Origin of the sequence: Psychrobacter immobilis, from assembly GCF_904846065.1 — a bacterium.
Taxonomy (GTDB): domain Bacteria; phylum Pseudomonadota; class Gammaproteobacteria; order Pseudomonadales; family Moraxellaceae; genus Psychrobacter; species Psychrobacter immobilis_H.
In genome coordinates this window covers 2,771,145-2,784,417 of record NZ_CAJGZV010000001.1, presented here as the reverse complement: position 1 = coordinate 2,784,417, position 13,273 = coordinate 2,771,145, and the positions used below count along the sequence as shown (strand labels likewise).

9 protein-coding genes are annotated in these 13,273 nt (G+C 44.5%); 3 read left to right on the top strand and 6 right to left on the bottom strand.

Going from position 1 to position 13,273, the window contains the following annotated elements; translation table 11 throughout:
• Positions 1-302 precede the first annotated feature (302 nt).
• The gene (locus tag JMW64_RS11580; protein WP_201554788.1) at positions 303-3,380 is read left to right on the top strand and encodes an insulinase family protein; all 3,078 of its coding nucleotides are present in this window, start codon (positions 303-305) and stop codon (positions 3,378-3,380) included.
• 130 nt (positions 3,381-3,510) lie between these two features.
• Here JMW64_RS11580 and JMW64_RS11575 read toward each other — a convergent pair whose 3' ends face one another.
• Both JMW64_RS11575 and JMW64_RS11570 read right to left on the bottom strand, forming a co-directional pair.
• Entirely contained in the window at positions 3,511-4,845 is a 1,335-nt protein-coding gene (locus JMW64_RS11575) for a serine hydrolase domain-containing protein (RefSeq protein WP_201554786.1), read from the bottom strand.
• A 161-nt stretch (positions 4,846-5,006) separates the two neighbouring features.
• Positions 5,007-5,570 (bottom strand): NUDIX hydrolase, encoded by a 564-nt coding sequence (locus JMW64_RS11570; RefSeq protein WP_045453478.1) that lies wholly within the window; start codon positions 5,568-5,570, stop codon positions 5,007-5,009.
• A 605-nt stretch (positions 5,571-6,175) separates the two neighbouring features.
• On the opposite strand from JMW64_RS11570, the gene JMW64_RS11565 reads away from it, so the two are divergent.
• On the top strand, positions 6,176-6,910 hold the full coding sequence (locus JMW64_RS11565) for an NUDIX hydrolase (protein ID WP_201554785.1): 735 nt from the start codon (positions 6,176-6,178) through the stop codon (positions 6,908-6,910).
• Positions 6,911-6,972: 62 nt separating this feature from the next.
• On the opposite strand, the gene JMW64_RS11560 is transcribed toward JMW64_RS11565, so the two are convergent.
• The 3 genes from JMW64_RS11560 to nhaA form a co-directional block, all read right to left on the bottom strand.
• On the bottom strand, positions 6,973-8,334 hold the full coding sequence (locus tag JMW64_RS11560) for an oxygenase MpaB family protein (RefSeq protein WP_201554784.1): 1,362 nt from the start codon (positions 8,332-8,334) through the stop codon (positions 6,973-6,975).
• Between the two features lie 107 nt (positions 8,335-8,441).
• A complete protein-coding gene (locus JMW64_RS11555; protein ID WP_201554783.1) occupies positions 8,442-9,026 on the bottom strand; it encodes a DUF2799 domain-containing protein in 585 nt (194 codons plus the stop codon).
• A 149-nt stretch (positions 9,027-9,175) separates the two neighbouring features.
• Positions 9,176-10,378, bottom strand: a complete 1,203-nt coding sequence (gene nhaA, locus JMW64_RS11550) for a Na+/H+ antiporter NhaA (RefSeq protein ID WP_109591860.1) — start codon at positions 10,376-10,378, stop codon at positions 9,176-9,178.
• Positions 10,379-10,888: 510 nt separating this feature from the next.
• Here nhaA and JMW64_RS11545 point away from each other — a divergent pair.
• Positions 10,889-11,644, top strand: coding sequence for a TSUP family transporter (locus JMW64_RS11545; protein WP_045453480.1), 756 nt, complete (start codon positions 10,889-10,891; stop codon positions 11,642-11,644).
• Positions 11,645-11,749: 105 nt separating this feature from the next.
• Here JMW64_RS11545 and JMW64_RS11540 read toward each other — a convergent pair whose 3' ends face one another.
• Entirely contained in the window at positions 11,750-13,126 is a 1,377-nt protein-coding gene (locus tag JMW64_RS11540) for a dicarboxylate/amino acid:cation symporter (RefSeq protein WP_045444003.1), read from the bottom strand.
• Between the last annotated feature and the right edge of the window lie 147 nt (positions 13,127-13,273).

Sequence of the window (13,273 nt, the reverse complement as noted above, 5' to 3'; positions counted from 1 at the left end):
TGAAGGTGCGAACCCCATCTAATTCCGTTAGGCAAATTCTTTTTAATTTATACCGGTGCATTGCTGTCATTTAAAATGATGCACGGGTACATGCCATTAAATTTGAATATTACTCATAAGTTAATCACAATAATACTCACAATATTTTTATATAAATATCATATAAAAAACACCCTACGATAAGTACTAAATACACTATTTATCTATTGTTTACTCTGATTCTATTTTATCGCCACTGGCTATATTTAGTCATTAATCGCATATTATTCTAAATAAAATTAGAGCAATCCATAAGGAAAATTATGACCGACACGTTATCTACTACTGATCTAACTTTGCATCCTGCCTTTGAGCTGATTGAGCATCGCCACATTGAGGCGCTATCGATGGATGTGCTGATCAGTCAGCATGTTAAGACTGGGGCCATGCATTACCATTTGGCACATCCGAGTGATGAAAATGCCTTTTTGGTTGGCTTTCGCACTCAGCCAATGGACTCAAAAGGTGAGGCGCATATTCTAGAGCACGTGGCTTTATGTGGCTCTGAGAAATTCCCTGTACGTGACCCGTTTTTCTCAATGATTAAACGCTCATTAAATACTTTTATGAATGCGATGACTGCTGCCGATTGGACGGCGTATCCGTATGCCACGCAAAATAAGAACGATTATTTTAATTTGCTTGCCGTTTATCTTGATGCGTCATTTTTCCCCAATATTCACCCGCTTGATTTTGCCCAAGAAGGCATTCGTGTCGAGTTAGACGAAAATGATAAGCCGCAGTTTAAAGGTATCGTCTTTAATGAGATGAAAGGCGCGATGAGTGGTGAGATTGACCAGCTCTATCATACGGTCGCCCATCATTTGTTCCCAACGACGACCTATCATTATAATTCGGGCGGCGATCCTGCTGATATTCCTGACTTGACCCATCATGAGCTGGTTGAATTTCATCAAAGCCATTATCACCCATCAAACAGTGTGATTATGAGCTTTGGTAATATTCCAGTCGCTGAGACGCAAGCGAAAATCCATGAAGATGCCTTGATTCAATTTGAAGCCGGCAAAAAACACGTCTCGCGTCCAGAACAGCGTCTGTCTGCACCGATTAGCGCGGTCGATACTTATACCGCTGACGAAGCCGGTCCTGACCAAACCCATCATGTGGTGGCGTGGTTATTGCCATCAATTAACGATCCAAAACAGCGTTTAGCACTGCGTCTATTAGAAGGTGTTTTGGTTGAGCATGCTGGTTCGCCATTGCGTGCCTATTTGGATAGCCATCCACTTGGTAAAGCGCCAAGTCCGCTATTGGGACTCGACGACAGTCATTATGAAATGGTCTTTTATACCGGTCTGCGCGGTTCAAACCCTGAGCATGCCGAAGCGGTAGAGCAGGGGATTATTGATTTGCTTAAAGAGGTCGCGAGCAAGCCGATTGATGATGAAACCATTGAAACTATATTGCACCAAATCGAGATTGATCAGCGCCATATCGGCGGTGATAGCATGCCGTATGGTTTGAATCTCATGCTAGAAGGCTTTAGCACGGCGATTCATGATGGCAACCCTATCGACGTCTGGGAAGTTGACGAGCATTTGCAGTGGCTACGTGAGCAAGTAAAAGATGCGCAGTGGTTACCGAATTTAATCAAGACTCATTTACTCGATAATCAGCATCGTGTCCGTGTCACTATGACGCCTGACAGCGAAAAAACTGCCCGCCTTACAGCAGCTGAGCAAACCCGTCTTGATACCATTGCGATGGATTTGACCGCTGATGATAAAGCTATCTTAAAACAACAGGCTTTAGATTTGGCAGCGCGCCAAGCAGCACCTGATGATTTAAGCCTATTGCCAAAAGTTGGCTTAGAAGATGTCCCGACCGATATCAGCTTTAAACAAGGCACACAAAAACAAGTAAATTTAAGCGGGCAAGACAGCACCTTATTTGAATATGAAGCCGGTACCAATGGCTTATACTATTATCAAGTGATTGTGCCGTTGACCGATGCGATTGTTAATCAGGACACCAGCGAGCTACCCGTTAATGAGGTAATCAATCATCCATTGTTGCCTATTTACCTGAGTTTATTGTCAGAACTGGGCACGGATTCGCTAAGCGCTCATGAAATGCAAGCCAAGCAAGCGGCGCATTCATCAGGGGTGACGGCACGTATCAGTCAGCGCACCAATATCGATGACAGCCAAGCGATTAGCAGCTATTTTGTTGTGGCAACGCGCGCGTTGAATCGCAAGCCTGAGGCCATTGACTTGCTAAAAGAAGTCATGGAGCACAGCGTCTTTAGTGAGCATGACCGTATTAAAGAGATTTTGCAGCAGCGTCAAGCAGGTTGGCAATCAAACCTTGCCGGTTCAGGGCATTCTTATGCGATGCAAACCGCCAGTCGCGGCATGAGTCGCCAAGCACAGTTAGAATATGTGCGCAGCGGTCTGCCAGCACTAAACGCGCTAAAAGACTTCTTAGCCCATGCCAGTACGGATGATGCGCAGTGGGATAAATTGGCAACCAGTCTGATGGATTTACATCAGCGTTTAATCAGCTTGCCTAAGCATGCGGTTATTATCTGTGAAGCCGAGCAAACCGAACGTTTGAGCAACTTAATCGTTGATAGCTGGAAAGACAGCCAAGCGCCAAAAATTGCTGAAAAAATCACAAACTCTGATGCGAGTATTGAAGACAATATCCCAAGCGAGTTTGCCGAGCTGCAACTTGATGCGGCGTTAAATGGCGAGAAAGACGCGGTCAAAGCACTAGAAAGTGGTGTGGCGCTCGATGTTGAAGATTTGGCGTGGCTAGTTCCGACCAACGTCTATCATAATGCTAGCGCATATACCGTGCCAGCAGCCGACCATCCTGATACCGCTGCCTTGATGGTATTAGCGCCTTATCTGCGTAATGGTTACTTGCATAGTGCTATCCGTGAGCGCGGCGGTGCTTATGGTGGCGGTGCAGGCTACGATGCCAATGCTTGCGCCTTTAAGTTCTTTAGCTACCGTGATCCGCAGTGTGCTGAAACCTTTGCGCATTTTGATGCCAGTATCGAATGGTTATTAAATGAGCCGCAAACCGATGAGCAGTTGGAAGAAGCCATCTTAGGCATTATCTCAGGTATGGATAAACCAGGCTCTCCAGCAGGCGAAGCTATCAAAGCTTGTTTTGCTGATTTGCATAATCGCGGTGCAGACTGGCAACGTAAAATGCGCGCATCAATATTAGCCGTCACTATCGATGACATACAACGTGTGGCTAAGCAATATTTGCAAGGAAAGGATCATGTTCGTGCAGTATTAGCACCTTATGATAAAGAGGCAGTGGTTAAAGAGCTTGGCTTTAAGGTTTGTAAGATTAAAAGCTAGTTTTTGACTTATCGTGAAATCAGTCATAGCAAATTATTGACTGTATAAAAAAACCGCCGCCTTCAATATTTATATTGAAAGCGGCGGTTTTATTTTGGGTTAGTCTTTTAAAGCGCTATTTCTTAAAGGCTTACTTTTTAATTAAATAATTTGCCAGCGCTTTATAAGCGGGTAGTGAAGTTGGGTCAATCTTGCTATTACTGGCATCTGGGTATGACGCAAAACGCACGATAACCATATCGGCTGCGGGATCGACATAAATGGTTTGACCGTGGACGCCGCGTGCCGCATAGATAGGCGTGGGATTATTAAATAACCACCACATGCTTTTGTAGCTGCCGTTGGTTAGCTGTTTATAGCCCGCTTTTGCAAAAGCGTTTTTATCACCGCCGGCTTCGATATTATCAACGACCGCCGCTGGGAATAAACGTTCGCCATTAATCTCGCCTTTATTGAGCATTAAGCTACCAATACGTGCCATGTCATGCAAGCCTGCGCTGATACCGCCGCCAGCAAATGGCGTACCTTTAGCATCGACCGTCATATAGGCGCTTTGTTCAGCACCGATTTTTTGCCAGATGCGTTCCGAGAGTAAATCATTGACCGCTTTGCCAGTGGTACGCGAGATAATCCAGCCAAGCGCATCACTATTAATGGTGCGATAGTTAAATTCTGCCCCATGTTGACCCTTTTTCTTCACCGTTTGCAGATACTCAAAATAACCATTAGGTCCGCTATAGCCTTTTGGTTTCGGTAGTGGGCTTGCTGCTTCTGAATACTGCCAGATATCGGCATTAGGGTCAGCATAGTCTTCGCTATAATCGAGGGCGGTGGTCATATCCATCACTTGGCGGACGGTTGCATCCCCAAAGCCACTGTTTTTGAGCTCTGGAATGATAGATGCGACTAATGCCTTATCGTCAAGCTTACCTTCGGTGACAAGGATTTCTGCTAGCAGCCCAGTCATGGATTTGGTCATCGACATCGCCGCATGATTGCCAAGCTTATTGAGGCAGCCGTTTTGGCGCTCGTACACTACCTTGCCATGGTGCATGACCATAATGCCGTCAGTATAATTGGCATCCAGTGACTGCTTCCACGTCATCGGGCGCTTACTATTAGTGGGCGTAAAGGTGATGGCATCAATGTTTTTATCTAACTCGTAGTTGAGCGTGGAGGGTGCGCCGATACCGCGACTGACGTCAGTGGTGGGCATCAACTCACGGATATGACAGACCGTCCAACGCAGCTTGGGAAAACTAAAAAAATTAGAGGAAGGTTGAGTAATCAGTTTATCGGCAGGCGGCGGAAAACCTTGCATCCAGCCAAGCGTTTGTGGGTCGGATTGTTTGGCGGTTAACCGTGCATCTTCCGCATGGCTGGTGATACTTATACTTATACTGGTTAGGGTCATGGCGATGGTCAGCGGTAATAGAGGTAAAGAGCGTTGCAATAAAGTCAGCATAATATTCTCGCAAGTCGGCTTAAACGATTAACTTCAGACAATAAAAAACCATTGATAGGTGGCTATATTCAAAACTTAGCATAAGACTTATCAATGGTTTTTACCAACCACTTTTGTAAAGCAGTCAATTTTTTATAAGGTTATTTTTTATATGCTTAGGGCTAGTAGCGCTTGATCGCTTGGTCTTTACCGATGATATCCTGATGAATAGGGAAGTTTTCATGGTTATCGTATTGCTTGCGGTCAGCAAAGTAGCTTTTTAGGGTGCGACGTACCGCTTCAAAGGCAAGTTTGTCCCATGGAATGTCTTCTTCGGTAAATAACGCACAATCAAGACTTTCAGAGCCGATGCCATAAGCACCGTCTTTTAACTCAGTGATATAGATGCTATAGATTTGCCCGATATCAGGAATATCATATAAGCAATATAAATGCGGATTGATGACGACCGCTTCGGCTTCTTCAAAGCTTTCACGAGCGGCCCCTTCTGCCATGGTTTCGCCATTTTCCATAAAGCCAGCTGGTAGTGTCCATAAGCCATACTGTGGCTCGATCGCGCGGCGACATAGCAGTACCCGATGCTTATGCACAACGAGTGAGCCACAAATCACTTTTGGATTTTCATAGTGAATATAGTGGCAATTGGGGCATACCAAGCGTGGGATATTATCAGTGGCTGGTATTTTACGTTCTGCTTCATGACCGCATTGTAAACAATAGCGCATATCAACTGCCTTATTTAATGATAAATCTACATGATAAATAGAAATGAGAAAAAGGATTGTCGTTCTTTGAAGAATTATGATTCTTATTTTATAAAATAGTATGACTTTAGCTTATCAGATGTTAGGTGATCATAGTTGTTAATCCTAAGATAACACAAATTCTCATCACACTGGCAGTGATAATAACAAGCACACAGGTTTGCGCAACTGCTTACGGCTACGGTTGCTATTAATGAATGTATCAGCAGGCAAAGCAGGACAGTCACATAAAGTATATGCAGTCACGATAAGATTGCGCTAGGCTAGACTCACGCTAACTATTGAATGATAGCTTTACCAACAACAAGAGTAATGGCTGCCGCGACTGGTGTTGTTGTAAGTAAGGGCAACCAGGTAAGGGCAACCAGCAAAGCGAGCGCATCTATCAGAGTAAGGGGTATTAAAAAATGCCACTTTACGTCGCCAAGCATGACGATGAATGAATGGAGGCCAGCATGTAGATGCGATATGCGTAGCAATAACACTGGCGCAAGCGTTGTACACATTGCGAGAGATAAGCTCCACCATCCGATGCTTAATTCTAATAAAAATATAGGGCAATAATCATGTTACTTCCCCCGCAGTCGCTACGTTTTGATGAATTTTCAGTCGCTGTGCCGGACTTTATTCGTTATCCCACCATTAGAACGTTGGCGGAACGGGTGCAGCATGAGACCTTAAATGCCGTTACCAGTCCTGCGCTGTATGATGCTAACACTTCTCGTAGCACTCGCATTCTAGATAGCTTGTATCAAACACCCATTGCCGATGCCTCGGTATTGGTTGCCATTACTCATGAACGCCATCCAAAACTGCTACTGACACGCCGCGCTGCGCACATGAACAGCCATGCTGGCGAGGTCTCTTGCGTTGGTGGTAAACATGACGCAGGCGACGGTAATAATGTCATCACCGCTTTGCGTGAAGCCTGTGAAGAGACGGCACTACAACCTAATAAAGTCCAGCTAATTGGTCAATTGCCCATTCAAACCTCTAAAAGTGGTATGAGTGTGCGTCCTATTGTGGCGCTGATTGCGCCCGATTTATTATTAGTCCCTGAGCTTGGCGAAATTTCGCGCATTTTTTGGGCAGATTTTGAAACCTTGCTGACTCAGCCTACTGTCGAGTATGCGGTAGAATATGCAATGCAAGATAAGATCGCGACCATTCTCACACCTAGCTGGCAAGTGGATGGTGAAACGGTTTGGGGTCTGACAGGACGAGTCATTGCCAGTTTGTTAGAAACAGGCTTTGATCGCCAGCTTGAATGGTATTATCGCATCCAAAATACGCGAAATTAATCCGTAAGGCGACTGACGTCGAATCATTATTCGTTTATTTACTATGCTTTATTTATAATTACTTACTTATAATATTCGTCGTTTTTCTTTAGCCACCAGTTCATATTATCTTGGCGTTTGGCGCGGAAGGCTTCTAATTTTTCAGCCACACTTTGATTGTGTTGGCGTGCCGTATCGAGCGCAAAGAGAATCGGCACTGACGATAAGACACCAAAGCGGATTTTTGATTTTGGCAAATCCAGCCCATCGCCGATATCATCGCCGACCAAAGTACGGGTCACGCTAGCATTGACCATCTCAACGAAACGCCCCCGCCGATTGTCTTCGCCCATCAGCTGACGCGGCAAATCATGCAGCGCCTTGGCTAATGGTTGCCCCATTTTAAAATCAAGTTGCTGAATTGATAAATAGGTATAGAGCCATTCCCAACAGGCAGTTTCATCTTTTGGCAGGCGATCTAAGTCAACCCCCACCCAATAACTGGCAAGATTCCATAGATGCAGAATACCTGCCGCTTCTTCAGTGCTGATGCGTGCGCCAAGCAGCCGTAACCCGCGCATAATCAACAATGAAAACTGCAAATGAGTAGCAATCATATCGGTTTGATTGATAGGAAGACCCCAATAATCAGTATTCCAGCTGCCATCTGAGTTGTGATGTTGGTCGGCATCTGGTATGACGCCTTTAGCAGCATTGCCTTTACCTTTGAGCAAGTTTTGCCGTACTAAGGTATGAATTTGCCGCACTTTGATTGATTGCCGCCAACCTTCTGAGCCAATCGCCAATACTTGCTCGATAGACTGACGTTGATTATGGGCGTTTGTATTCGGCTTATGTAATGGGGGATGTTCAGAGACGGCTAGGATATAAGCGTAAGTACGCATCAGGCGCGGCAGGGCATCGTGCATCAATGCGCCTGTCTGAATGAGCGGCAGGGAGAGGGCAGGAATGCTGTAGCCTGCCATCAGGGCAACATTACGTAGTAGCCAAATCAGCATCAGAGGATAGCGTCGATAGGCAACCGCACCGATTTGGGCAAGCTTGGGATCGAACCAAGTAGGATGACTGCTAAATTGCTCGGTTAAGGCGTTAAATGCAGGGTTATTTGTGAGATTAGCATCGAATTTACTGCTATCGCTGATAATAAATTGCTGTAGGGGCTTTGCAAAACGAATGCCGTCAGCGGCCAATGTATCTGCCAGTGAATCGCCAATATCGTAGCCTGCGACTATTTCATTTAATAAATCTTGCGAGATAACGAAGTCTTTTGGCAATAAATAACGCTTGATGCGCTTTAAGACTTGCAAGTCGCTATGGTCATCAATCGCGGTCGTCCGTCCGTGACGCTGATAAGGTTTTATTGAGGATTGTTGGTGATTCAAAGTATCAGCCGTCTGTTTATCAGTTATGTTGATTGAATCCATATTTATTAAATGCCTCTTTACCAAATGCTTTCTTACCAAATGCTTTCTTACCAAATGCTTTCTTACCAAATATTTTCCTATTAGATTATTTCACAAGGCCAATAGTATTAATAGCTATTTGACTGGTTTAGAGCTTCTAATTGTCTTTGCGTGGTGTTCATACGGCGCTTGGCTTTACGCAGCTCGTCGGCTAATGACAGTAGGCGCGCGCGTGCTTCTTTTTCATTAGCAAAGTTTAACATCGCCCCACTTTCTAGCTTATCAAATTCTTCTTGGTAGGTTTCTATGAGGCGCTTGTCTTTGTCTAACTGACTTTCTAATGCGTAATAGTCTAAGCCTTTTTGATTAGCAGTTTGTAGTGTATTCGCCAAGGTTAAGGGGCAGACATTATTGAGCTGACGTCCGCGCCGACCGACATTGTAAGCATTACTGGTCGTGCAGTATTGCTTAAGCCCCAGCTGGCGACCGCGCTCCCATGCCAGATAGTTGGGGGCAACACTGGCCTTGGCACAGGCTTTGGCATGTGATGCAAGGCGATCTGATGGGTAACCTGCCACGCCATCGTTGTAGCCAATAGCCTGCCAGTTACCAACAAGGCACTCCTGCTTAGAGAGCGTGGCACAGCTTGATAGTAAAACAATGCTACCAAGGAGCGCCAAGCTTAATGAAGGCCGCAGTACAAACTGTCGCATGATTATCTCTTCTATGGCTACTGATGCAAGTGCTGATATAGTTAATGCAAAATACTTTTAATGAACCATGCTCGGCTGCCAAAGTACGTGAACTATAAAATAATAAGCCACCGATAAGCTAAATCGCCTCTAAGTGGCTTATCTTCTTATTAATGAGGGCGAGTCAGATCGACTGAGGTGCCGCTTACATTGTCTTTCAAGCTGACTTTGAGCATGAGATAACCTGCGATACCAGAGACGATTGAGCCCATAATAATACCTAAGCGCTCATCAAATAAGGCTGTTTCACCAGCAAATGCCAGACCGCCGATGAACAGACTCATGGTAAAACCAACACCACAGAGTAAGGCTGCACCGTAAATCTGCTTATAATTCATGCCCCTTGGCATGGTTGAGATACCAAGCTTAAAGATTAACCAGCACATAACCATTACACCAATTTGCTTACCGATGAATAGACCGGCCGCAATACCAAGCGGTACTGAATGGAACAGCTCAGCGAAGCCTGCACCTTTGAGGGATATGCCTGAGTTGGCAAATGCGAATAATGGCAAGATACCGAAGGCAACGGTGTTATGTAAATCGTGCTCTAGCTCTTCTAGTGGTGAGTGCTCAGGATCAGTACGGTCAAACATAGGAATAAATAGTGCTAAGACCACGCCAGCCAAGGTGGCATGGATGCCAGATTTGAGTACCGCAATCCACATGATCACACCGATCAGCAGATAAGGCGTGATGCTAGTGACGTTGCGACGATTAAGAAGATATAAGAAGGGTAGACATAGACCTGCCACTGCCAATGACTCTAATGACAAATCACTGGTATAGAATAAAGCGATGATTAAAATGGCGCCAATATCATCAAAAATAGCAATTGATACTAAAAATACTTTTAAAGAGTTGGGAACGCGGTTGCCTAATAAGCTCAAAATACCTAGGGCAAAAGCAATATCGGTCGCGGCTGGAATCGCCCATCCTTTCCAAAACTCAGGCTCGTTATAGTTAAAGAGTAGATAGACAATCGCTGGCATAATCATGCCACCGAGCGCCGCACCAGCTGGCAGGATGATTTGCTTAACGTTAGACAGCTCACCGATCAACACTTCACGCTTTAGCTCAAGTCCCACTAAAAAAAAGAAAATCGCCATCAAACCGTCATTGATCCAGTGATGAGCGTCTTTAGCAATAGCAAACTCACCGATTTGAATGGCAACGGGTGCGTGAATAAAGCCCTCATACCACACATTAAGAGGGGAGTTGGCAATAATCATTGCAGCAATGGCAGCCAATGCTAGGACGATACCGCCCGCTGCCTCAAATTCAAAAAATGCTTTAATCCTGCGTATTGCCATATCATCCTCATTTGCTAAACACGAATTACAAATTAATCCAATAACCTCAAATATCTATGACACGACTCATAAAGACATGATAGACAGCAACAGTTTCTCATACTCTTATTGATATAGACAACAAAATACGTCAACCAAAAGTTATAAGTGCCGCTTGTCACATTAATAATAGCGATATTATAAAGTCGATAGAGCAGACAAAAGCCTTATAAGTCGTTACATACTTTTAATCAATCGCTGCTTATTTTAGATATTTATTAAGCCGTTAGACAAATCTAGCAGACTTTTTTACGTTTTTGGCTTTTTTTAGCGTTTTATCTTTATAATGATTGGCATTTTGTGATGTTCTGTCACAGCTTTAATACATATCAGCAGTACTATCAGCTAATGAATAGCAAAGTTGGTAGCAACATTGCTACTAATATTTTATTTCCTGTTCTTAAAGCCCGTTCTTAAAGCCAGTTTTTAGAACTTCCTCATTTTCCATCATAAAATTTACAGGTCAGCGTCATGGACTTATCGCTTTCGTTAGAGGTTATATTAATGCTTACCGCTGTGGCAGCGTTGGCAGGCTTTATTGATGCTATCGCTGGTGGTGGCGGTTTATTGACCATCCCTGCCATGTTACTTGCCAATATCCCACCAGTGCTAACGCTTGGTACCAATAAGCTACAAGCCGCCTCAGGTGCGCTAGCAGCCTCTATTACGATGATTAGAAAAGGGGTGGTCAAACCGCAACGTATCAAAGTAGCTATCGTTGGCGCTTTTATCGGTTCTGTTCTCGGCACTATCGCTGTACAGATGTCGCCGCCGGATCTGCTTGAGACACTGATTCCGTTTTTGATTGCGGCTATCGGGATTTATACCTTGTTTGCGCCTCGACTTGGCGAAGTAGAAGCTGCGCCGCGTATCTCAGAAGGCAAATGGCAAAAAGTGGTTGCACCATTAATTGGTTTTTATGATGGCTATATTGGACCAGGCACAGGGATGTTTTTTGCGCTCGGCAACGTGGCGTTGCGTGGTCGGCAAATTATCGAAGCGACAGGGGCGGCAAAGGTATTGAATTTATCGACCAATATTGGTTCGTTAATATTCTTTATTTTGGGCGGTAATGTGTTGTGGAAAGTAGGGCTTGCCATGATGGTAGGACAAACGATAGGCGCGTATTTTGGCTCTCATATGGTGGTCAAGGGCGGTAGTAAGCTGATTCGTCCAATGATTGTAGTGGTATGCTTGGCGATGGTAACCAAATACGTTTTTGGTTGATTGCTTTTCATTAAGTAAATGTGTTTAGTAAAGCAAAAAAACCTCAGCCAATATGACTGAGGTTTTTTATGTATCGTGAATAAATTATCAAAATCTATTCAATGCCTAGCGGCGACGATCGATATCATCGTACTCACTGCCCATGATCCCATCACTAAAGACTTCAGAGAATTCACGCTCATTGTCTTCATCAATGTGACCATCAAACACGTCTTTTGCACCAGCGTTAGGATCGTTATAAATAGCCAAATCCATTTTGCCTTCTGATTTTGCCACAATAGCCGTCACAGCAGCATCGCCACCGACGTTCACTGCGGTACGTAACATATCGAGGATACGATCCACGCCTAAGATAAGACCGATGCCTTCGATAGGTAGACCGACTTGGGCAAATACCATTGATAGCATAATCAGACCAACACCCGGTACACCAGCAGTACCGACGGAAGCCAAAACGGACATTAGAATGACAGTTAGATACTCAGTCACGCCCAAGTCAATACCATAGATATTGGCAATGAAGATGGTCGCAGTACCTTGCATGATGGCGGTACCATCCATGTTGATGGTCGCACCAAAAGGCACCGTAAACGAAGCAACTGAGTTATTAACGCCCATGCGCTTGGTGACCGTACGCAAGGTAATGGGAATCGTCGCGTTCGAGCTTGACGTACTAAAAGCAAAAATCTGAACTTCACGCATTTTTGCCAAAAAGGTTTTGATGGATAAGCCTGAAGAGACTTTGAGTACAATCATCATAGTGACAAAGAAATGGAATGCCAATGAGCCGACCAATACCGCCACATAACCCAGCAGTGACCAAATCAAGTCTAAACCCAGCTCTGCCATTGCTTTGGTCAATAGCGCAAATACACCATAAGGTGCAAGATTCATAATGATGGTCACCATTTTTAAGATGACTTCATTGATTAATTCTAAGCTCTGCACTAAGCCTTTGGCAGGTTTACCCACCATCAAGATACTAACACCGATCAAAATAGCAAAGAAAATAATCGATAACATATCACCATTTGCCATCGCGCTGATGGGGTTTGATGGGATAATATTAGAGAACACATCAAGCAGTGGCGGTGCTGATGCTGCTTCAAATGCCGCTTCGGTTTCGATATTCATGCCTTTACCGATACCAAATAGCACGCCAAGCCCAATCGCTGTTGCGATAGCCAGAGCTGTTGTCATCATATAAATAAGAAATGTCTTGGTGCCGATGCGACCAAGCAAACGAATATCCCCAATACCGCAAACACCGCAAATCAGTGAGATCAACACCAAAGGCACGACTAGCATTTTTAACGAGTTGACAAATAGCTTGCCGACAATGGCGAGGAAGCCATTGGTAATGTACGTATGAATGAAACCGCCTTCAGCGTTCAGTCCTGAATAGTTTATAAACAATCCCAGTATGATACCGAGTACCATAGCGACAATAATCTTGCCGGTCAGTCCCATATTTTTCCACATAACTTATATCCTTTGTGTACGTGCCCCAGTAGCGAATAGATAGGCTGCTCACATCAATGTGATTGTTGCCATTATTATCACCGCTCTTGCTACGTCTATTAAATTCTTTCAACTTCCACTTAGTGTCACGTTTTCGGGGCACAATAT